The sequence below is a fragment of the Ochrobactrum sp. 19YEA23 genome (assembly GCF_029909865.1).
GTDB classification, from domain to species: Bacteria; Pseudomonadota; Alphaproteobacteria; order Rhizobiales; family Rhizobiaceae; genus Brucella; species Brucella gambitense.
The window spans coordinates 74,581-100,747 of sequence record NZ_JASAMQ010000006.1 but is presented as its reverse complement, the minus strand read 5'-3'; the positions used below and the strand labels follow the sequence as shown (position 1 = coordinate 100,747).

Below are 26,167 nucleotides of genomic sequence, written 5' to 3'. Positions count from 1 at the left end.
TCATGGTTCGCGATACATCCCTTCTCTCCAAACTCTGGATCACGGTTGTCTGGCTTCTGACCGGCTTCTTCGTCCTCAATGTTCTGGCGGTCATCACGGCTGTCGTCGTATCGAGCTTCGGCACGCGCTGGCTGGGTACCTGGCTTCCGGACGCTTTCACCACGCGTTGGTATGCAGCGGCCTGGGCTGAATTCCAGCTGGATCAGGTTTTGCTCGTCACGTTCCAGGTGGTCTTTGCGGTTGTCATCCTGTCCGGCATTCTCGGCGTGACTGCTGCCTACGCCATGGCTCGACGCGATTTTCCCGGTAAGAAATTTGTGTTGCTGATCTTCCTTTTGCCCCTGCTCGTACCACCGATAACGTTCGGTATTCCGCTTGCAACCGTGCTCTACAAATTCGGCGTTGGCGGAACATTCTGGGGTGTGGTTCTTGCCAATCTCGTACCGACCGTCCCTTTTGTCATTCTCGTCATGATCCCGTTCATTGAGCAGATCGACCCCAAGGTCGAAGCAGCGGCGCGTGTCTTCGGCGCTGGTACATTCAAACTTTTCATTCATGTACTCTTGCCCATACTACTGCCGGGTGTTCTTGCGGCCATGCTTCTGGTTCTGGTGCGAACTGTGGCCATGTTTGAACTGACCTTCCTGACAGCAGGCCCAACATCGCAGACACTTGTGGTGGCACTTTACTATTCGGTGTTCGCAGCCGGTGTTCGTTCCGTCCAATCCATCGACGCCATGGCCGTGATCTACATGGTGACATCGTTGGTCTGGCTGCTTCTGGCTCTGCGCTTCGTCAATCCCACGCAAATTGTTGCGCGCAACCGTCAACCATCCGCGCATTAGCGTGCAAGACTGAACAGGAGCCTATGATGAAGATCACGGCTGTCGAAACGGTGCAGTTGCCGCACCTGAACAACATCTTGTGGGTTCAAATCCACACCGATGAAGGAATCATGGGGCTGGGTGAGACATTTCGCGGCGCGAATGCTGTGGCCGCCTATATTCATAGTGATATCGCGCCACAATTGATCGGGCAGGAACCGCTTGAGATCGACCGGATATCGAAACTCCTGCTGGAACCTTATGTCGGCTTTCGGTCTTCCGGTGTGGAAATTCGCGCTGCTTCCGCCATCGACATCGCGCTTTGGGATATCTTCGGCAAGGTCACCGGACAACCGATCCACCAGTTGCTGGGCGGGCTGTCACGGCAATCTATCCGCACTTATAATACCTGTGCGGGCTACACCTATAACAAGAGCGGTGCACGACGCTACATAGGTGATACGGATGAAGGCAAGGAAGGGCCTTATGAAGACCAGCTTGCCTTTCACCGCGACGCGGGAGCGCTTGCCGAAAGCCTTCTCTCCGAAGGTATAACGGCCATGAAAATCTGGCCGTTCGATCCATTCGCCGTGGCGTCGGGAGGTAACTTTATTCATGCGCAGGATCTCGACAAGGCCCTCCTACCATTTCGACAAATACGCGATGCTGTCGGCGACCAGATGGAGATCATGGTCGAGTTCCACTCCATGTGGGACCTGACATCAGCGCTGACGATTGCACGAGAGTTAAAGGCGTTCCGTCCATTCTGGTCGGAAGACCCGATCAAGATGATGAACCCGCAAGCGCTTGCCATCTATGCGCAGAAATCCGGTATTGCGGTTTGCGCCAGCGAAACAATGGCAACCCGTTCGCAATTCCTCGATGTCCTGCGCGCTGATGCATCCGATTATGTGATGCTGGATATTTCATGGTGCGGCGGACTTTCCGAAGCGAAGAAAATCGCCACCATGGCCGAGGCCTTCCAGCGGCCTATTGCACCGCATGATTGCACGGGACCGGTCGTGTTCGCAGCCTCCATTCACCTGTCACTCAATGCGCCGAACGCCATTTATCAGGAGTCGGTCCGGGCCTATTACACCTCATGGTATCGCGATCTGGTTACAGTGATGCCGCATATTGAAAACGGTCTGATTTATCCTTTTGAAGGTGCCGGGCTTGGCCTCTCACTCTCTGACTTTGTCCTCGAACACCCTGACGTTATCCGCAGAAAGACGAACGCATTATGATTGGACCGTTTCACTGCATTGCCGATCTGCGCGGCGAATTGATGGAAAGTCCCGTCTGGGACGAGCGAAGGGCAACGCTCTTTGCGTGCGATATCAATGGGCGCAAGGTTTACGAAATTGACCTCGAGCACGGTCCTGTACGCGACTGGACGTTTGAAGCCGAGGTTCCCTGTGTAGGGCTTGCCGAAAGCGGAAAACTGATCGTGGCGCTCGCACGAGAAGTCATTGTGTTCGATCCAGATAGCGGTGACAGACAGACACTCTGGAACAGCTATGACGAGCCGGAAACATCGCGCCTTAATGACGGTAAGATCGGGCCCGATGGTGCGTTGTGGATCGGCAGTATGGATTGCCGTCCTGCACGCGAGCCTATCGCGAAGCTCTACCGTATCACGGCGGACGGGCATGCGGAGATCATAGCGCAAGGTTTTGAGGTATCGAATGGCCTCGCCTGGACACCCGATGGAACCACAATGTTCCATACAGATTCCCGTGGTCCATGGATCGACCGCTATGAGTTCAATCCCGCTACGGGCCATATAGGCGACCGCAAACGCATCCGCGATCTAGACGAAGAAACCGGCAGGCCTGACGGCGGTGCTTGCGATGCCGAAGGCGCTTACTGGAGTGCAGGCGTATCGGCTGGTGTCCTGAATCGCTTCGACGCTGATGGAACCTTACTCGCCAGCTTTACAGTTCCGGTCTCGGCACCGACAATGCCATGTTTCTGTGGTCCCGATCTGAAACAAATCGCGCTGACGTCGCACCGCCTTGGATCGGCCGATAAACTGGCTTCCGCCCCGCAATCCGGCAGCGTGCATCTGGCAACCAGTACCGTTGCCGGGGCAAAAGTGGCGCGCATGAAGGGAATTTGATGGAATGAAACACCTCCTTTTGACCGGTGCCTCCGGTAATCTTGGCCGCATGTTAACCCGAAAACTGTCAAAAGCCGGATACCGCCTGCGTCTGTCCGATATTGAGCCCTTTCCCGACGCATTGCCCGAAGGCGCAGAATTCATCCAGGCGGATTTGAGCGATGCCGAAGCTGTTGCCGATCTCGTTCGCGGCGCCGATGCGATATTGCATTTCGGCGGCATCAGTATCGAAAAACCCTATGATCTGATCGCCAGAGCCAATATTCTCGGCGTCACCCATATTTTCGAGGCCGCGCGCGCCGAAAAACAGCGGGTGATTTTCGCCAGCTCCAACCACACGATTGGCTTTTATGAGCGCGACGTGGTTCTGAACAGCGACGATCCATTCAAGCCGGATGGTTATTACGGGCTGTCCAAAGCTTATGGTGAATTGCTCGGACGGATGATGTTCGAAAAGCATGGCGTCGAAAGCATTCATGTGCGGATCGGCTCCTGCCTCCCCGAGCCGACTGAAGCGCGCCACCTTGCCACCTGGCTTTCACAGGATGATCTGGTGCGCTTGTTGATCGGCGCGGTCGAGGCGGAGGAAACCGGCTTTGCAGTGGTTTGGGGGATTTCCGCCAATCCCGGTCGGTGGTGGGAAAAAGACGATGCGAGCCGCATCGGATATGTGCCGCAGGACGACGCCTCTAGTTTCAGCAATCTCGCTGAAGCAGGCGATCCGATCACGCGTCGCTATCAGGGCGGCAGTTTCACAGCTCAAGATTATACACGTGATGACTAGCTTCCATGGGTCAACCCATAGCGTCACAATTTCAGTTAAAGCGCGCTCGCTGATCATCAACCGAGCCAGACATTTTTCGGGGAGAAGTTAAAATGCCCAGGAAGCAATATGGCGATCTGCGTTCTGCGCGCTGGATGTTGCCGGATGATCAGCGCTCTTCGGGCCATCGTTCCAGAACCATGCAGATGGGCTATGATCCGGTGGACTGGGAGGGCAAGCCCATTATCGCGATCATCAATACATGGTCGGATGCGCAGCCTTGCCACGCCCATTTCAAGGACAGGGTCGAATGGGTCAAGCGTGGCATCTTGCAGGCTGGCGGCTTCCCTCTCGAACTACCCGCACTGTCCCTTTCGGAAAGCTATGTCAAACCCACAACAATGCTGTATCGCAACATGCTCGCGATGGAGACTGAAGAGTTGCTGCGCTCTCATCCGGTTGATGGCGCAGTTTTGATGGGCGGGTGCGACAAGACCACACCGGCACTCATCATGGGGGCTACAAGCGCTGGCCTCCCTTTCATTTTTCTGCCCGCAGGACCGATGCTTCGCGGCAATTATGCCGGGAAAACGCTCGGCTCGGGCACCGACATGTTCAAATTCTGGGACGAGCGCCGCGCTGGCACCATTGGCAAGGAAGAATGGCAAGGCATAGAAGGTGGCATCGCCCGAAGCTACGGACACTGCATGACGATGGGCACGGCCTCAACGATGACCGTGATCGCCGAAGCAATGGGGCTCTCGCTTCCCGGCGCATCTTCCATTCCAGCGGCTGATGCCAACCATCAACGCATGTCCACCCAATGCGGACGTCGCATTGTCGACATGGTCTGGGATGATCTGAAGCCCGACCAGATTATAACTGCTGCTGCTGTGAAAAATACCGTCGTTGTTGCCATGGCGACTGGATGTTCGACCAATGCGATCATTCACCTGATTGCTATGGCGCGCCGCGCTGGCATTCCATTGGAGCTTGACGATCTTGACCGTATCGGGCGCACGACGCCTGTTATCGCCAATATCCGGCCATCGGGATCTACATATCTGATGGAAGATTTTTATTATGCTGGCGGCATTCGCGCATTGATGAAGCAACTCGCCGACAAGCTCGACCCAACCGCGATAACCGTTACAGGTGAAGCACTCGTAGAAGGGCTGGATAAGGTGCAGGTCTGGAATGATGATGTTATCCGTCCGCTGTCCAATCCTGTCTACCACGAGGGTTCACTGGCTGTTTTGAAAGGCAACCTGTGCCCCGATGGTGCCGTCATCAAGCCCGCCGCTTGCGATCCGAAATTCCATCGCCATAAAGGCCCGGCATTGGTTGCAGACAGCTACCCCGAGCTGAAAAAGATCATCGACGACCCCGACTATCCGCTGACACCGGATACTGTGCTTGTACTGCGGAACGCTGGACCGCAGGGTGGCCCGGGCATGCCGGAATGGGGCATGATCCCGATGCCGAAGGCGCTGTTGAAACTCGGCCTGCGGGATATGGTGCGCATTTCCGATGCCCGCATGTCGGGAACGAGCTTTGGCGCCTGTGTTCTGCATGTAGCCCCGGAATCCTTTATCGGAGGACCGCTCGCCCTGCTGAAAACGGGCGACATCGTGGAACTGGATATCCCCGCCCGCAGCCTCAACATGCTTGTTCCAGACGAGGAACTGGCTGAGCGCCGCGCGGCTTGGAAAACACCAGAGCCCAAATATGAACGCGGCTATGGCTTTGTCTTTTCCAAACATGTCGAGCAGGCAGACAAGGGCTGCGACTTCGACTTTCTGAAAACTGACTTTGGCCGTCCGGTTGATGAGCCGGTGATCTATTAAGAGGCAGACGATGAGCGATTATGTTCTCTCGGACGAAACCCGCGCGAAGCTGAAGAAGGTCTCCACGGCCTCGGTGGCGACAGCGCTTTACAAACGCGGCCTGCGCAATCAATTCATTCAAGGCTCGTATCAGGTGGCACGCAAGCCCGAAAACATGGTCGGGCAAGCCTTTACCTTGCGTTATATCCCTGCGCGTGAAGACCGAAACCCGATTACAGTTTTCCGCAACCCGGATCACAAGCAGCGCGTTGCTATCGAAACCTGCCCGCCCGGCTGGGTCCTGGTTATGGATGCGCGAAAGGATGCGCGCGCGGCAACAGCAGGGTCGATATTGGTGACCCGACTTGCATTGCGCGGTGCAGCAGGGATTGTCTCGGACGGCGGCTTTCGCGACGTAACGGGAATTGGTGAATTGCCCATGCCCGCTTATTGCGCGAAAGCGTCAGCGCCGACCAATCTGACCTTGCACGAAGCCATCGACATCAATGTGCCGATTTCCTGCGGTGACGCGGCAGTGTTCCCCGGTGACGTATTGGTGGGCGATGCCGATGGCGTCATGGTTATTCCCGCGCATCTCTGTGAGGAGATTGCCGAGGAATGTATCGGCATGGAAACCTACGAAGATTTCGTGCTGGAACAGGTCAACAACGGTGAAGCTATAATCGGGCTCTACCCCTGCACCAAAGAGGAATTCGAAAAGAAATTCCAGACATGGCGGCGCGACCATAATCGATAGGCAGATCAGCGCTCTTGAACGACATGTCAGACCCGACTGGCAACAATCTGTCGCTCAAACCGCGTGTTTTACTGTTGCCAGCATTTTCGCTTCGTCCGGCCGCAGGGTCAGAACACGTACGCCATTGCTGGTGACTGCAACCGTATGCTCGAACTGTGCCGACAGCTTCCCGTCGCGGGTGACGACGGTCCAGCCATCCTTTTCGGTTTTCACCTTGGCCGTCCCCTGATTGAGCATTGGTTCAATGGTGAAAACCATGCCTTCGCGCAAACGCGCACCGGCACCCGGTTTACCGAAGTGCAGAACCTGCGGTTCCTCATGCATTTGCGTGCCGATACCGTGACCGCAATATTCACGTACAACGCTGTAGTCATGCCGCTTGGCATGGCGCTCTATGGCATAGCCAATATCGCCCAGCGTCGCGCCGGGGCGTACCGCCGCAATGCCTTTCCATAAGGCCTCATAGGTCACGCGTACCAGACGGGATGCAAACGGGGCCACTTCGCCGATCATGTAGGTCTTGCTGGAATCCGCAATATAGCCACCCTTTTCAAGGGTGATGTCGAAATTAATGATCTCACCATTGGCAATGACATCATCATTGGACGGCATGCCGTGGCATACAACATCGTCTTTTGAGGCGTTCAGCACGAAGGGATAGTCATATTGCCCTTTACTGGCAGGCCGCGCCTGCAATTCCCCAGTAACGAACTCCTCGACCAGATCATTGACCTGCATCGTTGTCATCCCAGCAAACGGCGTGCGATCCAGAAGCGAAAACACAGAAGCCAGCAATGCTCCAGATATCGCCATCTGCTCAATTTCGGCAGGCGTTTTCGTCATGATGGCCGAACGACCATAACGGGGGTTTCCACTTGTGCCGCGCGCAGCTGCATCTGCACAATTTCGTTGAACGACATATCGGGGTTGGCCTGCGCCAGCATTCCGATCTTCATCCAGTATTCAGCCTGCGCATTGATAGAACGGCACATGACGTCGCTCGCCTTGCGTAATTCTTCATGCAGGTCGTCACCGATTTTCACGATACCCATCGATGCCTCCATGCTCCATTGAGATATATGAATCATATACGTTTCATATATGATAAGCAACCTGCGGAAAACCCTCGTGCACCATCTATGATCGCTCATCTGCACGGCTGTGCACATTTCTATTCAAAACAGAACAATTGAACCATTTAACAAAAATTCGGAATGAATTTTACAAATACGTTGACAGCTCTGCGCAAAAAGCAAAGATTATGCACACGTTTGCAAAAACGTTGGCGTGGAGGCGCCGGACATTGGGAGGGAAAACAATGCGTTCGACATTTTTGGTTGCGGCGCTTGCCGCTGGTATATCGTCAATAACTTTCGCGGCACATGCCGCTGGCAATCTCAATTTGATCTGTTCCGCTGACGTCGTGATCTGCGAGCAGATGAAAAACATGTTCGAAAAAGATAGCGGTATCAAAGTGAACATGGTTCGGCTTTCTTCCGGCGAAACCTATGCCAAGATCAGAGCCGAGGCACGCAACCCAAAGACCGATATCTGGTGGGCTGGTACCGGTGACCCACATTTGCAGGCAGCCTCCGAAGGGCTGACGCTGGAATATAAATCTCCGATGCTCGATCAGTTGCAGGACTGGGCCAAGAAGCAGGCGGAAAGTGCAAACTATCGCACAGTTGGCGTTTATGCAGGTGCGCTCGGATGGGGTTACAACACCGATATTCTGGCCAAGAAGCAGCTGAAAGAACCCAAATGCTGGGCCGATTTGCTTGATGCATCTTACAAGGGCGAAATTCAGATGGCCAACCCGAACTCCTCGGGGACGGCCTATACTGCGCTTGCAACGCTTGTGCAGATCATGGGTGAGGACAAGGCCTATGATTATCTGAAGAAGCTCAACGAGAACGTTTCCCAGTATACCAAATCCGGTTCAGCGCCGGTGAAGTCGGCTGCGCGCGGCGAGACCGGCATTGGCATTGTTTTTATGCATGACGCAGTGTCCATGACGGCTGAAGGTTTTCCGGTCAAGTCGATCGCTCCGTGTGAGGGCACGGGTTACGAAATCGGCTCCATGTCGATCGTCAAGGGCGCCAAGAACCTCGACAATGCCAAGAAATGGTATGACTGGGCGCTCACGGCAGATGTTCAATCTCATATGAAGGACGCCAAATCCTTCCAGCTTCCATCGAACAAGTCTGCTGAAGTTCCAAAAGAATCGCCGCGCTTTGAGGATATCAAACTCATCGACTATGACTTCAAGACCTATGGTGATCCCGCCAAGCGCAAAGAGCTTCTGGAGCGGTGGGACAAGGAAATCGGCGCACACGCCAATTGATCCGGTTTTGAATTTTCTATCGTCGTTTGGACGCGTTGCCGCTGCTGGCAACGCGCCTGCCCTGAATTGTTTTACGGCGAACGTCTGAAACGTTCATCGCCGCCAATCCGAGACACGAAGGGAAGCGGGCACCCCTATGGTTCAGCAAAACCGCAGACTGGATATTGTTCTGGCGCTCGCGCTGGTCGCCTTCGCTCTATTGCCATGGTATCGCATAGAGGATGGCTTTCTGAGCTTCGGCTGGCTAGCAGGTCTGTTCAGCGAAGGTGCAACCGCACCTGGCATTTTGCAGATCTTTGCCTTTTCTCGCCTTTGGCTCGCCGTGCCCGCCGCCTTGATGCTGGTTTGTGCATTTGCGCGCATAGCCTTGCCTGTTGGTGGCCGCAGCCCTCTTCTGATCTGGGCAAGCCTACTTGGTCTTCTGTTCCTCGTTATTCAGGGGCTGGCAATCGGCTTTTCCGGCTGGAACTGGACCATCAGCGAAAACCTTTTTGGTGCGCTCGCTGATGGCCAACCGGCCTTCGGTGCCGGTGCTCTTCTGATCTGCCTTTGCTTTCTACTGATTTTCTCGTTTGGCCTCGCCGAACGCGGAGTCATGAAAGGCGATGCATTTGTCGTGTCTTCCATCACCTTGCTTGTCGCGCTTGTAGGTGTGTTTGTATTCTATCCGGTGCTCAGTATGTTTGCCGGTTCAATTCAGGATTTTGACGGTTCGTTCAATCCCGCAGGATTCATCGGCAACATACAAGATTCCTCGATCTGGAGCTTCGCCTGCGTGATTGGAGAAGGTCGCTGCGGTGTCGCGTGGCGCACATTGTGGCTTGCCCTCATGACGGCATCCGGTTCCACGATTCTAGGGCTCGCTTTCGCACTGGTCGCCACCCGGACCGGCTTCCCCTTCAAGAAAGGGCTTCGGCTTCTAACCATCCTTCCGATCATCACGCCGCCATTCGTTGTCGGTCTTGCACTGACCTTGCTGTTTGGACGCGCAGGTGTCGTCACAGAACAGATATCCAACATATTCGGCGTAGAGCCGGGCCGTTGGCTTTACGGTCTCACCGGCATCTGGATTGCGCAGGTTCTGTCCTTCACGCCAATTTCCTTTCTGGTTCTCATTGGCGTTGTTGAAGGCGTATCACCATCCATGGAAGAGGCATCGCAAACCTTGCGCGCCGACCGTTGGCGCACATTCCGCAGGGTTTCGTTGCCACTTATGGCGCCGGGCCTTGCCAACGCCTTCCTCATCGCCTTCATCGAAAGCATGGCCGACTTCGGCAATCCCATGGTTCTGGGTGGCAGCAATGGGGTGTTGTCGACCGAAATCTTCTTTGCGGTAGTCGGCGCGCAAAACGACCCCTCGCGCGCTGCCGTACTGGCCATGGTGCTTTTATGCTTCACGCTCAGCGCCTTTCTTATTCAGCGCCTTTGGCTGGCGGGCAAGAATTTTGCGACCGTTACCGGCAAAGGCGACTCCGGCATGCATGCCGGACTACCACGCGGGTTGAAAATCGGCGTCTACGCACTCGTCATTCCGTGGATGATGTTTACCATCGTCGTCTATCTGATGATCCTCGTTGGTGGCTTTGTGCGACAGTGGGGTCTCGATAATACATTGACCCTAGAGCATTATACCCGCGCGTTTTCCGTTGCATGGACTGAGAATGGTATTGCCTGGACCGGCGTCGCTTGGAACTCATTCTGGACCACGATGGAGATTTCCCTGCTATCGGCCCCGCTGACTGCCGCCGTTGGTCTGCTCACGGCCTATCTGATTGTTCGACAAAAGTTCGTCGGGCGTAATGTGTTCGAATTTGCGCTGATGCTGAGCTTTGCCATTCCAGGCACTGTGATCGGCGTCAGCTATATTATGGCGTTCAATCTGCCGCCACTCGAAATGACAGGCACTGCGGCAATCCTCATCGCCTGCTTCGTCTTCCGCAATATGCCGGTTGGTGTTCGCGGCGGCGTCGCAGCGATGAGCCAACTCGACAAGAGCCTCGACGAAGCTTCGCTGACTTTGCGCGCAAACAGTTTCAGAACCATTCGCAAAGTCATTCTGCCGCTATTGCGCCCTGCCATCACCGCCGCGCTGGTCTATTCATTCGTGCGCGCTATCACGTCAATCAGCGCGGTCATCTTTCTGGTCTCTGCTCAATACAATATGGCAACATCTTACATCGTTGGCCTCGTCGAAAACGGCGAATTCGGGGTCGCCATCGCTTACTCCTCGATGCTGATTGTAGTGATGATCGTCATCATCACTGGGTTCCAGATGCTTGTCGGTGAGCGCAAACTCAGACGAGAAAATCGTGTTGCCGCAGTCACGCCCATCAAAACCGTCAATCAGGAGAAAGTAGCATGACGACGATCCGTCCCGGCTCCGTGACTTTCGAAAACGTCTCCAAAAAATTTGGAAGCTTCACCGCCCTGCCCGGCCTGTCTCTGACTGTCGAACCCGGAACGCTCGTCACCTTGTTGGGTCCATCCGGTTGCGGCAAGACGACCACGCTGCGTCTGCTCGCTGGGCTGGAACACCCGACGTCGGGACGCATTCTGATTGGCGGAAAAGACGTCACAAATCTACCGGCCAATGAGCGTGATGTTTCGATGGTGTTCCAGTCTTATGCTTTGTTTCCGCACATGACCTCGCTCGATAACGTTGCCTACGGTCTTGAATCTTCCGGCCTAAAGAAAGCAGAGGCGCGAGAACGCGCGGAAGAAGGTTTAAAGCTCGTCGGTCTGGCGGGTATGGGCCATCGCCTGCCCGCTGAGCTCTCAGGCGGGCAACAACAACGTGTCGCGGTGGCGCGTGCTTTGGTACTGGAACCGCAGGTTCTGCTTTTGGACGAGCCGCTTTCCAATCTGGACGCGCGGCTTCGCCGACGGGTCCGAACGGAAATTCGTGAACTGCAACAACGCCTTGGTTTTACGGCGGTTTATGTCACCCATGATCAGGACGAAGCGCTGGCTGTGTCAGACACCATCATCGTGATGAAGGAAGGCAATATTGCCCAAAAGGGCAGTCCACGTGACCTCTATGAGTCCCCTGCTTCGGCCTTTATCGCGGACTTTATGGGCGAGGCCAATGTCGTGCCCTGCGAAGTGATCGCGGCCGAAAACAATGAGGCTGTGATACGGATTGGCGCGCTGACGCACCGTGTCGCTGCGCGCAATGCCAGAATGGGCTCGGCACAACTGGCGATCCGCCCGAATGCCGTCAGTCTGCAACCAGTTGCTGGCGGTGATTTTCCTGGCCGTATTGCACATGCCGCCTATCTTGGAGATCACATTGAATATGAGATCGAGACGGAGCATGGCAAACTCTTCATAGTAGATCCTGAAGCGGATCAGGCTCTGGCGCCACTCACCGACGTCTCGATACACTTCAAGACGCGCGGGCTCGCACTTATCAATCAATAGACCAAAACAGCCACCTTGGTGCCTGCCACAACTCCCAATGAAAGCTGGAAATGACGAACCATATTAATCCGGACCTAGAAGCGCGACTGGCTCTTGCCAAAGATATTGCATTAGCTGCCGGTGCTAAGGCGCTCGATTATTTCAACAATCGTGAAGCACTGACCATTGAAATCAAGCGCGACCCGCAGGATGTGGTCTCCATCGCTGACCGTGATGTTGAGCAGCTTATTCGCACGCTTGTTTCGGAAAAGTTCTCCGACGACGGCTTTCTCGGCGAGGAATACGGACTGGATGAGGGATCGTCCGGCTATACCTGGGTCGTGGACCCTATCGATGGGACCAGCCCATTCGTTAATGGCATGCCGAACTGGTGCGTTTCGATTGCTGTTTTGAAGGATGGCGAACCTGTCATTGGTGTTATCAAGGCTCCGTGTTTCGGCGAGCTTTATGCCGCTGCAAGAGGTCTTGGCGCGACACTCAATGGTAAGACATTGAAGCTCGATTCAACCAAGACCATCCAGAACGCTGTCACCGGCATCGGTGCCAATAACTATGTCACGCCACAGACTGTGGCCAAGATCGTCGAAAATCTTCTGGAGGCCGGCGGTACTTTCATTCGCAACGGTTCTGGCGCTTTGATGATTGCCTATGTCGCAGCAGGCAGGCTCGTGGGTTACTATGAACCATACATGCATGCCTGGGACTGCATGGCGGGCTTTTGCCTCGTTCGCGAAGCGGGCGGATATACCTACCCTTTCCCTGTTGATGGAGAAAACATTGTTAAAGGCAGCCACGTATTTGCCGCAGCCCCCGGAGCCATCGATGATCTGAAAAGAGTTGCCAGCCTCTGAGCATGTTTCTCTAGTGCGCGCGTATATCGACTTCGCAATTGGAGCCCGATATGCACATTGTTCTGGCGTCACTGATACTATTTTACGGTTTGGGGGAAGAGGAAAGTAACGCCTGCCTTGATCCCCCATTTGGGGCCTTCCTCTGGTCCTTCCAGCCAGTATTTCGCGCCAAGCGAGAGGCTCATCGTCTGATCGCCAACCTTTACGATCTGCGAGAACGAGCCAGAAACAGGCACAGTCCATTGATCGGCTGTCCAGTCATAATCGGCATCAAGATTGGCCGATATGGTCCTGCCTTTGCCGATATGCCACGCGATGAACGGTTGAAGTTCTGTCTGGTTCACGTCCGGTCTGCTACCGGCACCGAGCACTGACCAGATATGGTTTGCCGACATGCCGGTCGTGACCGACTTTGTCTGATAGAGCAGCAAACCCGACGGCCCGAGTGAAAATTTTCCGGAGCCAAGCAGATCATCTGTTGCCGTCGGAAAAGAAAACTGCGGTCCGAGCGCCCAGATCAGAGGACCGTGAGCTGCCGGGGTGAAAGAGAATGTCTGCGTGATATCGCCAAGCCCGAAGGTGCTGCCTACCTCGCCAAATGGGTTGGTGTAGACCAACGGAATATCCGTATGGGAAATGACATTCCATCGGTCATTGAACTGCATCGGAATGACAGGCTCGACATCGAGAGAAAAACCCCGCACCTTCCCGCTTCCGCGCCCGAAATCGAGGTCTGAATGAACGGGCACGCTGATCATAAACGAGGCAGGATTAGAGACTTTACGCGCAAGCTCGTCAACATCATCATTTGCAGATTGAGCGAGCGATGATACCGCCGTCGTCAGAAGCGAGATCATCGCGCCTACGATAAGTGGCCCGGTTCGTGCACGGTGCCTCAATCGCAAAAAACCTATCATTCAGGCGAATTCCCATATGTGCAGCCTTTACATTGAGGTCTGGCTTTGACCTCATATGCGATACGCGCAGAGCGCTATTTTGCCGTCGCCTGGGAGAACGCGACGCCGGTGATGCGGTCACCATCGAGACGGTAGACAAGCGATTGCTCTACCGTCTCGCCTAAAACTTTTCGCTCATTTGCATAGCGTGCAAATTGCTTGGCCTTCACCTTCCCCAAACGTTCCTCCAGAGCATGTTTGTCATCTCTCAGAGCCGGAATGGGTAGTTTGAGACTGGTTAGATCAATACGCGGCTGATCACATTTTACAGCCTTATCAGTCGCGAGTTCTGCCGAGACCAGATTAAGAACGGCGCCCTGACCCTTTTTCTTGTTCAAACCGTCCGATATGAACCAGATCCGCCGGGGCAAATTATCCCCCTTTATCTCATAGCAAAGCCAAGCGGTCTCAACTGATGACACGGTATGGCTATGAACGGTACCGCCCGCCACCGACTGAATTTCCTCCAGGGAGGTTTTCCCGAGCGATACGTCCTTGTCAGCCAGCCTGATCAGATTATCAAAAGGAACGCTGAATTGAACAACCGTGGCCGTAGCCGTCTCACCACTCAGAACCATCGCTGGAAAGCCGCTGAGCTTGTCATTATCTGCCTGCGCCGGGGAGTGCACAGAGACTGTAAATATCGTTCCAACCACGACCGAAAATCCGGCCATCTTACCTGATCCGATATTCATGCCCTTCTCCCTCATCAAGCGATATTGGAAACTGTCATGTACATGCTGTCCTGGACGAGGGCACACATCTGCCCCATAGGTCCTAGTCTGCCGAAGCCACCGGTTTGCTCATCGAAAGAGGCATAGACAATGTCAGAATAACTGCATCGCCTTCTGCCCGGTTTTCCGCCGCGAATTCATGAAAATATTTAACACGGGCGGAAAGTGGCGTTTCACCCAGCTCAAAGTTCCAGCCCGCTGTCGCACCAATGGCAGCCACACGGCCCTTGAAAGGGGCTGCGGCTCCATCTCCACTATCGCCTGAAAGCTGCTGATAGTAATAGCCAACCAAACCCGCATCGAACTTGGCATTAATGTGTTTTACGGCTGCCCATTCAAAATGGAACTCGTTACCTGTTCTATAATCGGTAGCCGGGTTCTCCGCATTGAATGTCATACCGACCACACCAGAGAGATCCCAGCCGATTGCAGGGTCCAGCCAGGTTCCGGCGGCATATATGTCTGCACCCCAATGGTGAAACGCGATATTGGAAATCTCTCCATCCTGATAATCGCCAATTGGCACATTGATCATTGTGCCGACCTGGTAATGGAAATTGCCAGTCTGCCAACCAAGAAACCCACTGACGATGGGGTCACCAATGGTAAACACCGTATCCCGAACGCCCCTCGAAACCTCGCCGACGCGCGGACCATTCAAAACGACATCGGCTTCGGTCTTCTTCCACCCAAATGGCAGCGATGCGCCCAAACCGAGTGAACCTCCGGCAATGCTCTCTGGCAAGACCCACATTACGGTCGGAACCTCTATGGCCGCTGTTCCCGTCACACCAACGGCCAGCTTGCCACCTGTCGGAAGGCTTTTATTTCCGCCAAGATCCCCGCGATAATAGTAAAAATCGTTCTGAAAATAGACGCCGGGAGGGGGCGTTATACCCGCAGCAGGCCCCTTCGATCCCAACAGGTAGAAACCCGCTCCTCCTTCCGCGCTCATCGCAACCGATGGAACAAGCAACGATCCTGCAAGTGACCCCAGTGCCAGCATATGCAGCGAAAATCGACCCATGACATCCCCTCGACCACGAGCAAACTGCTCAGTATTCTTTCGAATCTATGAATACTTATTTTCCTGATACTCGTTTCTTTTCGTATTTTGCGCAATGTCTAATGAGTACGTTACGGTAAATCCTCACCGACAAAGGACTTCGCACTTCGACTTTAAAAACGACAGTTTTATGCGACGATCATCCAATCGTCTGAACGTACCATGTAATCAATTCCGTACGGTCGGTTTGGGAAGCTCTGCCCGCGTCTGTCCAATCTGGATTTGATCCATGATGACATTCGCGACCACAGGTGGAACGCTCATTCCTTCCAGTTCGTTACCGACTGCTTGATGCAGGCCGGGATTGGATTGCGTCACATCTTTCAACTCTGCAGTGGCTTCGGTCGGTTTCAGTTGAACTAGCGCCGCCAAGCGAAATCCAACCGCCAAGTCATTCTGCGGAGGTAATTGATTGGCAAATGACAATACATCGTGCCAGTCACCCCGCCGGGCAGCATCGAGTGCGAGGACCGTGCGCGCTTTTAAAGCCATGTTGCGCTTCTGCTGTTCACTTTCGTTAATCAAGGCAATGGCTTGATCCCAGCTTTGGTTAGCAAACAGGACCAGAGCCAAGGTCGCTTTGATCTCCAGATTATTGGGATTGAGAGCCACAGCGCGCTTACCAGCCTCTAGCGCATCTTCAATCCTGCCTTTACGAAAATTGGCGTCCATCAAGGCAAACTCGGCTCGATCAGACCACGGCGCGATAGAGACAGCATCCTGTGCAAGTTCCAGACTGCGATCGAGCGCATCTTTGGTGACGATCGGTCCGCTGGAGTTGACAAGAACACGGGAAAGAGCAGCCATTGCATCTGTCTGTCGCGGATCATATTTCAGCGTCCGTTCAAGACAATTCCGGCTGACTGACTGTACCTGACCTTTCGCCAACTCTATTTCTGCTTTAAGAACACAGACATTCCCAAAGAACTGGCTCTTCACATCCGTCGCGATCCGGCTATTAATTACGCCGTTCGCAGCAGCCAGCTTTTGTGAAAGAGCGGATGACAGGGCCGCACGCACCTGCTCTGCGGCTTGCCCCGATCCAGACACCTCTTCGACGCCTGAACTCACAATCACGTTCTTGACCTCGTCCGTTACCTGCCACCAGATGCTTCTGGTCTGGTCTTCAACCCGATACCGCATGCGCACCGTATAGGCGGGGAGCCGCATCTGGGGATCAATAGACCCGCTAGCGTTGGAACGAAGTGCTAGTGTGTGAAAATTGCCAAGTGCGATCAGCAATGAATCGCGAACATTTTCAGCCTCTAGATTAAAGACAGGGTTCTCAGGGCTAAAGTCAATTGCAACTGTCGGTTTGACAGTGTCTGTAGAGCGATTGGTGAGAAAATAGACAAGTGCTAAAGAGATCAGCAATGCGAAACTGGCAACGGCCAGATCCATGTACTTGAGACGACGCCTTAATGTTAAGGGCGGCAATGACGGAGGCGGAATTGGCTCCTGCCCGACAAGAGCATCTGCAGTGAGCGTCTCAGCAGTGGTGTGACGACTGAACGCCAGCGCATACTTACCTTTTGGCAGCTCTATCTCAATCGGCTTTTCCCTGCCGAAAGCTTCATAATATTGCACAAGAGCAGCGCGGAGACGGCTGACTTCTATACGTACAATTGGATCGGTAGAAGGATCAAAACTGTCTGGCCGACCGAGGACATCAATCGCAATTGAATACCCTTTTACGCCGTCGTCACAACCGGCAAAGTGTAGACCCGCAATGTAATTGAGTATGGCTTTGCCCCGATCAGTCGCACGAAAACGCTTATCCGCAGTCAGATCAGCCAGCGCAGATTTAATTTCCTCATCTGAGATTTCTTGGTCATCAAACGCATTACTATTCCGTGCCATACCACCCCTCGCGGACCCGACATGTGAATAAATTAGCTGTTTGAGATTAAAATAAGCCCCGCACGACTATTGTCAATATTCGCGGATAATTAAAGAACAGTGTTTCATTTTGGGACGCCACTTAGCGATGTGATAAGCAATATTGCAAGACATCCTCCTCGATTTCCTTACATATTGTCTCATACTCCAAGGAAAGCGGGGTAATTTCAACTTCATCCCGCCTCAACTTATCCAACATATTGCTAGCTTCATCATAAGCCTCGAAAAGACCTATCAGCGGCTCCACGGAGAATTGTTTCAGCTCCGAGCGCACAGATGGAAGCTTTAACATGAGTTTACTGAGTCCGCTTCTCGACGCAGAGCTCGCGTTGCGGCGGACTGGCTCATCCTGGTTCACTGTCCACGGATCTCCCCTCAACGGATCTTCGTATTCAAAGAATGACATCAATTTGTGCGGGTGGCAGTACGTTACGGTAAATGCGATGGGTCTGTATGGTGACCTCAGCGTTCACGATCCGCCCTTATGAATCGGAGTCAATGGCGCAACACGTATATCGTCGCCCATTTACAGTAACGTACTTACTGTCGCTTCCGAATTATTCGAGCCTCCCAAAGTTGCCATCGATATGAGCATCGACGACATCCCAATTTGCCTCGCGAACAGGAGCACGGAATGTTGAATACATCCATTTTGAGGAGGCCGCTATGAGGAAACCCGTCATCCGCAGGCTACTTTCAGCAACCGCCGCATTGGTCATGACAGTGACCTCTGCGACGGTTGCCACACCCACTTACGCGCAGCAGAATGCGCCCGCTGAACCCGCGGCGAAGCCGAACATCCTCGTCATCTTCGGTGACGACATCGGCCAGACGAATATCAGTGCATACTCGTTCGGTGTCATGGGCTATCGCACTCCGAATATCGACCGGATTGCGCATGAAGGTCTGATGTTCACCGACTACTATGCCGAGAACAGTTGTACCGCAGGTCGTTCATCCTTCATCACCGGTCAGACACCAAAACGAACTGGCTTGTCGAAAGTTGGCGTACCGGGCGCAACGGTCGGCCTACAGCCGCGCGACGTCACCATCGCTCAGGCGCTGAAGCCTCTTGGCTATGCAACCGGCCAGTTCGGTAAGAACCACTTAGGCGACCGCGACGAGTACTTGCCGACCAATCATGGCTTTGACGAGTTTTATGGCAACCTTTACCATCTCAACGCCGAAGAGGAACCCGAAAACCCGAACTGGCCGAAGGATGATGAAGCCTTTACCAAAATGAGCACGCCGCGCGGCGTCCTCAAGGCAAGCGCTGACGGAAAAATCGAGGACACCGGTGCTCTGACAAAGAAGCGCATGGAAACCATCGATGATGAAACGACCGATGCTGCAATCGACTTCATAAAACGTCAGGTCGACCAGAAGAAGCCGTTCTTTACCTGGATGAACACGACACGCATGCATCTGTTCACCCATGTCCGTCCTTCAATGGTCGGTCAAAGCGGCATGACCGGCAATGAATATGCCGACGGTATGATCGAGCATGACGGCGATGTCGGCAAGCTCTTGAAGACACTGGATGATCTTGGTGTCGCAGACAATACAATCGTCGTCTACACGACCGATAATGGACCAAACCGTTTCACTTGGCCGGACGCGGCGAACTCGCCGTTCCGTAATGAAAAGGACTCCAATTTCGAAGGCGCCTTCCGCGTGCCCGCTATTGTCCGCTGGCCGGGCCATATCAAGCCGGGACAAGTAGCCAATGACATGTTCTCCGGCATGGACTGGTTCCCGACTTTGCTGGCAGCTGCTGGCGATACGGATATCAAGGACCGCCTTTTGAAGGGCACGAGCATTGGCGGAAAGCAGTTCAAGGTGCATCTGGACGGTTATAATCAGCTGCCATACCTCACGGGTCAGGAAACCAAGAGCGCACGCAATGACTTCCCTTACTTCAACGATGACGGCGTTCTGGTTGCCTATCGTCTTGGCGATTGGAAGGCGGTATTCGTAGAGATGCAGCACCCCGGTGGCTTCGCCGTTTGGCAGCAGCCCTTCACGCCACTGCGTGTCCCCAAGCTCTACAACCTGCGTATGGACCCGTATGAACGCGCCGATATCGTCTCCGATCAGTACTTTGATTGGTTGGTGAGAAACGACTTCAAGCTCGCTCAGATGACCATGCATGCAGCGGAATTCCTGCAGACCTTTATCGAATATCCGCCAAGTCAGGAACCAGCAAGCTTCTCGATTGATCAGATATCTCGCGATGTCGAGGCCAAGATTAAAGAGAACGCTGCAAAGGCCAAAGCGAACTGACATTCGAAATAACGGCACGCGCTTCGGCGCGTGTCGTTTCTTCGTCGACAGGAGCAAAGCATGACTGCACGCGATGATATTCTGAAACTCGGCGACCGTGTGGGCCAATCTGTCATCGGACAGAAGCAAATGGTCGAGCGCTTATTGCTGGGTGTCATTTCAAATGGCCATATACTGGTCGAGGGGCTTCCGGGACTGGCCAAAACCCGTGCAATCAAAAGCCTTGCGAAAAATCTCGAATCCGAACTTTCACGTATCCAGTTCACGCCAGATCTGCTGCCAGCCGATGTCACCGGCTCTGAAATCTACATTTCGGACGGCTCAAAGAGCGCCTTCCAGTTTCAGCAGGGACCGATCTTCGCCAATCTCATTCTTGCCGACGAAATCAACCGCGCGCCCGCCAAGGTTCAATCGGCTTTGCTAGAAGCGATGGAAGAACGGCAGGTAACCGTGGGTGGAAAGAGCTATCAGTTGCCGGACCTGTTCATGGTCATGGCAACGCAAAATCCGATCGAACAGGAAGGCACCTACCCTCTGCCCGAAGCGCAACTGGATCGCTTTTTGTTGCACATCCGGGTCGATTATCCCGATGAACAATCAGAAGCTGCGATCATGCGCCTTAACAGAAGCGAGGAGCAGGAAGCCCACGATAAAGCTCCCGCAAAAGAAAAAACTACCCGCCTATCGGCGCAGAGCATCTTTGATGCACGCAAGGAAATCGGGACAATCACAGTTTCCGAGCCGGTCGAAAAATACATGGTCGCGCTCGTCTTCGCGACACGTTATCCAGATCGCTATAATGCTGACCTCGCCAAGCTTTTACAGGTGGGCGTAAGCCCGCGCGGTGTGATCGGTCTTGACCGGATGTCGCGCTCCTATGCATGGTTGAAAGGCCGTGATTTTGTCACGCCAGATGACGTCAAGGCGATTGTGCACGATGTCTTCCGGCACAGGCTGCTATTGTCCTATGAAGCACATGCATCAAACACAACGCCCGATCAAATCATAGACCGCATCACAGAGCTGGTAGCCGTGTCATGAGTGCAGGTGCGAGCGTGGAAAACGGCGTCTATGTAGATACATCCGCACTCGTTGCTCTTGAGGCGCAAGCGCGTGATCTGAGCTTTGTGCAGAAATCCCCCAGCCACCGCCAGCTCGCCGGACGGATGCGCTCGGCTGTGCGTGGCCGCGGTCTCTCTTTCGAAGAACTGCGGGAATATCTCCCCGGGGATGATATCCGTTCCATCGACTGGCGTGTCACCGCGCGCACGATGAAGCCGGTTGTGCGGGTTTATAGCGAAGAGAAGGAACGCCCTGCTCTCCTAATCGTCGATCAGCGCATCAACATGTTTTTCGGCAGCAAACGCGCTATGAAATCTGTCACTGCCGCCGAGTGTGCGATGCTGTGTGCCTGGCGCATTTTAGGATCCGGTGATCGTGTCGGGGGTATCGTGTTCGGCGATACAGATACCGCACAGATCAAGCCGCAACGCAGCCGCAATGCGGTGATCGGATTGGCAAGCCAGATCGCGGAGAAAAACGCCGCGCTGAATGCCAGTTATGCGCATGATCCCGCGCCATCGATGTTGAATGATAGTTTGCATCACGTCAGCGCCATCGCCTATCACGACTATCTTGTGATCGTCGTCAGCGACTTCGATGGCCATGACGATACGACCCGCGATTACTTGTTGCAGATATCAAGCCGCAACGACGTGATCTGCCTTCTGGTCTACGACCCCTTTCTGCTCGATCTCCCAAAGACCGGTGAACTCGTGGTCAGCGGTGGCACTACGCAGGCCGAATTGACCTTCGGCAAGGGCACGATGCGCAATTCAATCGATAGTTTCGCGCGCAATCGCGGGCGCGAGTTTCGTTCCTGGCAACGGGAACTTGGGCTCCCCATGCTGCCAATTTCGACAGCAGAAGAAACCGCGCCGCAATTACGCAATCTCCTTGAAAAGTCCATGTGGCGCCAAAGGAGACGGTAGTGGATCAAGCAACAGAAACCGCCCTACGGTCGCTCCACGACATTGCCATTCCGCCGCCTGTTTCATGGATGCCGCAAACCTGGGGATGGGGGTTGCTGGCAGCCTTGCTTCTGTTGGGAATTGCCGTCCTCATTGTCCGATGGGCAATCCGCTATCGTCGCAATGCCTATCGACGTGAGGCGCTCCGCGTTCTGGAAGCAATTTCCAACAATGCACCAATGACGCAATCATCTGGAACTAAAATCGCCGAGCTGATAAAGCGCACCGCGCTATCCGCTTGGCCGCGCATCGATGTCGCAACCCTATCCGGTCGCCAATGGGTTAGTTTCCTTGAGCAGCACAGTCCAGAACCGCTCGGAATCAACCTGAAGGCGCTCCTAACGGTTCAGGAATATGAACAGGGACCGACAAAAGACTTGCCTGTGATCGTCGGCCAGGCGCGTCTGTGGATCGAGAGGCATCATGTATGAACTCGATCATCCGTGGCTCTTGCTTCTGTTGCCAGTACCGGTGCTGTTCTGGTGGCTCCTGCCAAGCCATCGGGTGTCGACCGCTTCAATCAGGCTACCCTTCTTCAAAGATGTCGCGCGCGCAGCTGGCGTTGAGCCAACGGTAGGATCGATCATTCCACGGCGAAGCTGGTGGCAAATCGCCCTCGATCTGCTCGCCTGGGGCTTCATGGTTCTGGCGTTGGCTCGACCGCAACTGATCGAACCACCGATTTTCAAAACAATACCACAGCGTGATATTCTGCTGGCTCTCGACCTTTCGCAATCGATGGACACGCGCGATTTTGCAACACCAAGCGGAGCTTTGGACACGCGGATCAACGCAGTCAAAACAGTGGTAGCCGACTTTGTTGCAAGGCGGACAAACGACAGGCTGGGGTTGATTGCCTTTGGCGACGCCCCTTATCCGCTAGCGCCTTTCACGATAGACCACGATTTAATCCGGACAATGATTGGCTCACTCGTGCCGGGCGAAGCCGGTCCCAGAACGGCAATGGGCGACTCCATCGGCCTCGCCATTCGCATGTTCGAAAAATCGAACGTGCCTGAAAAGGTTCTCATCCTGCTTTCTGATGGCAATGACACGGCCAGCAAGATGCCACCTTTGAAAGCCGCCGAGATTGCCAAAGACGACCACATCGTCATTCACACCGTCGCGATTGGCGACCCATCCGCGACGGGCGAGGATAAGGTCGACACACAAACATTGCAGGCCATCGCCACGCAAACGGGTGGGCGCTATTCCTTCGGTCAGGATCAGGCCAGTCTCGCCGCCATCTACGATATGTTGGACCGTATAACGCCACAGCAACAGAAGGAACTGTCATGGCAACCACGACGGGAGCTCTTCCAGTATCCGGCTGCACTATCGCTGATGATATTGATCTTTTCTCTCTGTCTTAGTGTTGCACAGGCACGAATGTCGCGGAGAGCAGCAGCATGATCTCCGACTTTCACTTCCTTCGCCCCGTTTGGCTGATTTTACTGGTAGCGCCGCTCATTCTGGTCTGGCTTGCCGCGCGATCGTCGAATGTCAGGCAGAAGTGGAAAAATATGATCGCTCCACATCTGCTTGAACGGCTGGTTATCGAAGGGGATAGCAAACGGCGTTTTCAACCTGCCACGCTTCTGGCGCTCATCATGGCCATCATGATCCTCGCAATCGCCGGTCCTAGCTGGAATAAGGAAACACCGCCATTCGTGCATGATACGGCTTCGCTGGTGATCGCTGTCGATCTTTCCCAGACGATGGATGCCATTGACATCAGCCCAAGCCGCATCGAACGAGCAAAGCTGAAAATCCACGATATTCTGGCAAGCCGCGCTGGGGCCAGAACGGCAGTGATCGCTTATGCCGGGACCGCGCATCTGGTTTTGCCGCTTACCGACGATGCCGATCTGATTAAATCCTATACCGATGCGCTTTCGACGGGCATCATGCCGCGTCCCGGCAAGGATACGAATGCCGCACTTACCCGTGCCACTGACCTTTTAAAAGAAGACGGTTCTTCCGGAACGATATTGTTTATGACTGATGGGGTGGAAGCTCCCGCCATTAAATCACTGAGCGATGAACGGGATAATGGCATTGTCGTATTGGTCATTGGCACGACAGACGGTGGACCGATCAAGACCGGAGATGGTGGCTTTCTTTCATCGGACAATGGTGCTCGTCTCGTTGCCAAACTCGATTCTGATAGCCTGGAACAACTGCGTTCCTCCAACAACGTCGCAGTTACAACAGTCACTGACGACGACGCCGATGTTCGATGGATTACCGCACAGATACAAGGAAACTTTGCGCAGCAGCAATCGGACAAGGATAGCCGATGGCGCGACAGCGGATGGTGGTTTCTCATACCAGCCGCGTTGCTGTTCGCCCTCACCTTCAGGCGCGGCTGGGTTGTCCGGCTGGGGAGTGTGATCATTGCGTTTCATCTGATCGGAAACGATCCGGCAAGCGCTGGTACGTTCGAAGATATGTGGCTAACGCAGGATCAACAGGGGCGAATTGCTATTCAAAATAATGACTTTTCCAAAGCTGCTAAATTGTTTCGAAACCCCATGTGGCGTGGTGTGGCCGCATATCGAGCGGGGAGCTATCAGGATGCGATCAATGCCTTCGCCACCATCGACAGTCCGGATAGCTGGTACAATCAAGGCAATGCGTTCATGCATCTGAAGAAGTTTACGGAGGCTGTTTCAGCCTATGAAAAGGCGCTTCAGGCAAATCCTGCATCGGAAGATATTCAAGCCAATCTCGCGACAGCAAGACGCCTTCTGCAAGCGCAGCAGAAAGAAGAACAGGATCAGGCGGAAGATCCGGGTCTGAAGCCCGACAGTGTCCAGTTTGATGATAAAGGCAAACAGGGCAAAGATGCCGAAATTGCCGTGTCAGAACAAACGTCCCAGATGTGGATCAAAAACATTGCCGTAAGTCCCGCAGCCATGTTGGCGCGCCGCTTTTCGATTGAAGCGGAAGGCGGCGCCAAATGAACATCCTGTTTCGCCTCGTCATTTTCACCTTGCTTCTGACGACCAAGTTATTCGTCAACAATGCCGCAGCGCAGGAACCCATCATGCGCGCCAAGATCGAAGAAACCGGCGCAATCGTGCCCGGGCAACAAGTGCATCTCGTGTTCAATGTGCTTGCTCCGGGTTTCTTTACCTCGCCACCCCAATTTCCATTGTTCGCGCTTCCCCACGCTCTGGTGACTCTGCCTGACGAAAGATCCCAAAACGTCACCGACACTATAAATGGCGTTCAGTTCAGCGGCATTCAAAAGCGCTACTCCATCATACCGCAAGTGAGCGGCAACTACGCTATTCCGGCAATCCAGATTTCGTTCGATTATCTTGATGATGGCAACCCCAAGCAAACCACCGTGACGAGCCCACCCCTGTCTTTTACAGTCGGCGCTGCTCAGCAGGCGGGACAACCGGAATTTGCCGCCAGTTCCCTGGACCTGACGCAAAATTTCGACCGGGCACCAGACAAATTGCAGACAGGAGACGCTCTGGTCAGAACACTGACCGTTACCGCTACCGATACGGTAGCGATCACCATTCCGCCCATCAATGTTGGAACATCTCAGGGGCTAGACCAGTATGTGAAGCCAGCGACCGTAATGGACAATGTCCCCGTTGGACGAATGACTGCAAGCCGTCGCGTCGAAACCATTGTCTACACCGCATCGAAGCCCGGTATTTTTTCGCTGCCCGCGATTTCGTATCGCTGGTTTGACATAAAGTCGCAACAGCTTCAAAACGCAACTCTGACCGCGACAACTGTAACGGTCGCTCCGGGATTGGCGAAGCCATCGCCCCCCGTTGAGCCAATTGGCCACAAGTTTGCAAGTCGGCAACTCGTTTGGATAGTGGCGATAGCCGTGCTTCTCATCGCAGCAGCTCTTGCTGTCGCCATGCGGTATCGGGCGCGACTTTTGAAGCTTCTGCACGACTGGGATGAGCGGCGCCGGAACTCTGCTGGCATGCAGAAACGGCAGACAATTCGCATTATAAAAACGGGTGATAACACACAAATCAATGCTGCTCTGGAAGTCTGGTCGCGTCGCAACGGATACTCCGCCCTTAAGGATTGGGCTGAAGTAGCGAAGGACAAGTCTCTCATCACACAGATCGATATCCTGCAGCGGCAGCTATATGGAAACGGCAGCGCAGAAGGGATCGATCGCCGTGTTCTTGTTCGCGGGGTTGAGAACCGCATTTCGCATAAAAGCGCCACAAAGCCGCCTGCGCTTGTTGAGCTGAATCCCTGACATGCCCCTCTGATTTACCGTAACGTACTTCCAGCCGAACAGG

Annotated in this window: 23 protein-coding genes; 17 read left to right on the top strand and 6 right to left on the bottom strand. The window is 54.2% G+C overall.

All coding sequences use genetic code 11. The annotated features are described in order from the left end of the window. Nucleotides 1–2: 2 nt before the first annotated feature. From QBD01_RS16075 to QBD01_RS16050, 6 genes are all read left to right on the top strand, one after another. Nucleotides 3–845: an ABC transporter permease subunit gene (locus QBD01_RS16075; RefSeq protein ID WP_280993651.1), complete on the top strand. Its 843-nt coding sequence runs from the start codon at nt 3–5 to the stop codon at nt 843–845. Between the two features lie 26 nt (nt 846–871). After that, nucleotides 872–2,071 (top strand): mandelate racemase/muconate lactonizing enzyme family protein, encoded by a 1,200-nt coding sequence (locus tag QBD01_RS16070; protein WP_280993844.1) that lies wholly within the window; start codon nt 872–874, stop codon nt 2,069–2,071. Beyond that, nucleotides 2,068–2,946 (top strand): SMP-30/gluconolactonase/LRE family protein, encoded by an 879-nt coding sequence (locus QBD01_RS16065; protein ID WP_280993650.1) that lies wholly within the window; start codon nt 2,068–2,070, stop codon nt 2,944–2,946. The genes QBD01_RS16070 and QBD01_RS16065 overlap by 4 nt, the downstream gene beginning before the upstream one ends. A gap of 4 nt (nt 2,947–2,950) precedes the next feature. Beyond that, nucleotides 2,951–3,730 (top strand): NAD(P)-dependent oxidoreductase, encoded by a 780-nt coding sequence (locus QBD01_RS16060; protein ID WP_280993649.1) that lies wholly within the window; start codon nt 2,951–2,953, stop codon nt 3,728–3,730. Between the two features lie 92 nt (nt 3,731–3,822). Further along, nucleotides 3,823–5,556 (top strand): L-arabinonate dehydratase, encoded by a 1,734-nt coding sequence (gene araD / locus QBD01_RS16055; protein WP_280993648.1) that lies wholly within the window; start codon nt 3,823–3,825, stop codon nt 5,554–5,556. Nucleotides 5,557–5,566: 10 nt separating this feature from the next. After that, nucleotides 5,567–6,292, top strand: a complete 726-nt coding sequence (locus tag QBD01_RS16050) for a ribonuclease activity regulator RraA (RefSeq protein WP_182521982.1) — start codon at nt 5,567–5,569, stop codon at nt 6,290–6,292. Between the two features lie 54 nt (nt 6,293–6,346). Here QBD01_RS16050 and map read toward each other — a convergent pair whose 3' ends face one another. Together map and QBD01_RS16040 are read right to left on the bottom strand one after the other, a co-directional pair. Further along, nucleotides 6,347–7,135 carry a type I methionyl aminopeptidase gene (gene map, locus QBD01_RS16045; protein ID WP_280993647.1) on the bottom strand — a complete coding sequence of 263 codons (789 nt, stop codon included), beginning with the start codon at nt 7,133–7,135 and terminating at the stop codon, nt 6,347–6,349. Further along, nucleotides 7,132–7,344 (bottom strand): ParD-like family protein, encoded by a 213-nt coding sequence (locus QBD01_RS16040; RefSeq protein WP_280993646.1) that lies wholly within the window; start codon nt 7,342–7,344, stop codon nt 7,132–7,134. The genes map and QBD01_RS16040 overlap by 4 nt, the downstream gene beginning before the upstream one ends. Nucleotides 7,345–7,610: 266 nt before the next feature. Here QBD01_RS16040 and QBD01_RS16035 point away from each other — a divergent pair, with 266 nt between their 5' ends. The 4 genes from QBD01_RS16035 (at nt 7,611) to QBD01_RS16020 (ending at nt 12,907) form a co-directional block, all read left to right on the top strand. Next, nucleotides 7,611–8,636, top strand: coding sequence for an ABC transporter substrate-binding protein (locus QBD01_RS16035; protein ID WP_280993645.1), 1,026 nt, complete (start codon nt 7,611–7,613; stop codon nt 8,634–8,636). 136 nt (nt 8,637–8,772) lie between these two features. After that, nucleotides 8,773–10,998 carry an iron ABC transporter permease gene (locus QBD01_RS16030; protein ID WP_280993644.1) on the top strand — a complete coding sequence of 742 codons (2,226 nt, stop codon included), beginning with the start codon at nt 8,773–8,775 and terminating at the stop codon, nt 10,996–10,998. Further along, a complete protein-coding gene (locus QBD01_RS16025; RefSeq protein WP_280993643.1) occupies nt 10,995–12,056 on the top strand; it encodes an ABC transporter ATP-binding protein in 1,062 nt (353 codons plus the stop codon). The genes QBD01_RS16030 and QBD01_RS16025 overlap by 4 nt, the downstream gene beginning before the upstream one ends. Nucleotides 12,057–12,106: 50 nt before the next feature. Next, entirely contained in the window at nt 12,107–12,907 is an 801-nt protein-coding gene (locus QBD01_RS16020; protein ID WP_280993642.1) for an inositol monophosphatase family protein, read from the top strand. 77 nt (nt 12,908–12,984) lie between these two features. Here QBD01_RS16020 and QBD01_RS16015 read toward each other — a convergent pair whose 3' ends face one another. The 4 genes from QBD01_RS16015 to QBD01_RS16000 form a co-directional block, all read right to left on the bottom strand. Beyond that, on the bottom strand, nt 12,985–13,611 hold the full coding sequence (locus QBD01_RS16015; protein WP_280993641.1) for a transporter: 627 nt from the start codon (nt 13,609–13,611) through the stop codon (nt 12,985–12,987). Nucleotides 13,612–13,898: 287 nt separating this feature from the next. After that, nucleotides 13,899–14,558: a hypothetical protein gene (locus QBD01_RS16010; RefSeq protein ID WP_280993640.1), complete on the bottom strand. Its 660-nt coding sequence runs from the start codon at nt 14,556–14,558 to the stop codon at nt 13,899–13,901. Nucleotides 14,559–14,640: 82 nt separating this feature from the next. Next, nucleotides 14,641–15,624 (bottom strand): transporter, encoded by a 984-nt coding sequence (locus tag QBD01_RS16005; RefSeq protein WP_280993639.1) that lies wholly within the window; start codon nt 15,622–15,624, stop codon nt 14,641–14,643. Between the two features lie 207 nt (nt 15,625–15,831). Next, nucleotides 15,832–17,523, bottom strand: a complete 1,692-nt coding sequence (locus QBD01_RS16000) for a tetratricopeptide repeat protein (RefSeq protein WP_280993638.1) — start codon at nt 17,521–17,523, stop codon at nt 15,832–15,834. A gap of 705 nt (nt 17,524–18,228) precedes the next feature. Between QBD01_RS16000 and QBD01_RS15995 the strand changes: the two genes are divergently transcribed. The 7 genes from QBD01_RS15995 to QBD01_RS15965 are packed head-to-tail and all read left to right on the top strand — an operon-like array spanning nt 18,229 to nt 26,124. Continuing rightward, the gene (locus QBD01_RS15995) at nt 18,229–19,845 is read left to right on the top strand and encodes an arylsulfatase (RefSeq protein ID WP_280993637.1); all 1,617 of its coding nucleotides are present in this window, start codon (nt 18,229–18,231) and stop codon (nt 19,843–19,845) included. 60 nt (nt 19,846–19,905) lie between these two features. Further along, nucleotides 19,906–20,886, top strand: a complete 981-nt coding sequence (locus QBD01_RS15990; protein ID WP_280993636.1) for a MoxR family ATPase — start codon at nt 19,906–19,908, stop codon at nt 20,884–20,886. Then, entirely contained in the window at nt 20,883–21,836 is a 954-nt protein-coding gene (locus tag QBD01_RS15985) for a DUF58 domain-containing protein (RefSeq protein WP_280993635.1), read from the top strand. Before QBD01_RS15990 ends, QBD01_RS15985 begins: the two co-directional genes overlap by 4 nt. Next, the gene (locus QBD01_RS15980; RefSeq protein WP_280993634.1) at nt 21,836–22,306 is read left to right on the top strand and encodes a DUF4381 domain-containing protein; all 471 of its coding nucleotides are present in this window, start codon (nt 21,836–21,838) and stop codon (nt 22,304–22,306) included. The genes QBD01_RS15985 and QBD01_RS15980 overlap by 1 nt, the downstream gene beginning before the upstream one ends. Further along, on the top strand, nt 22,299–23,288 hold the full coding sequence (locus QBD01_RS15975) for a VWA domain-containing protein (protein WP_280993633.1): 990 nt from the start codon (nt 22,299–22,301) through the stop codon (nt 23,286–23,288). The genes QBD01_RS15980 and QBD01_RS15975 overlap by 8 nt, the downstream gene beginning before the upstream one ends. Beyond that, entirely contained in the window at nt 23,285–24,841 is a 1,557-nt protein-coding gene (locus tag QBD01_RS15970) for a VWA domain-containing protein (RefSeq protein ID WP_280993632.1), read from the top strand. The genes QBD01_RS15975 and QBD01_RS15970 overlap by 4 nt, the downstream gene beginning before the upstream one ends. After that, entirely contained in the window at nt 24,838–26,124 is a 1,287-nt protein-coding gene (locus QBD01_RS15965) for a BatD family protein (RefSeq protein WP_280993631.1), read from the top strand. The genes QBD01_RS15970 and QBD01_RS15965 overlap by 4 nt, the downstream gene beginning before the upstream one ends. Nucleotides 26,125–26,167 lie beyond the last annotated feature (43 nt).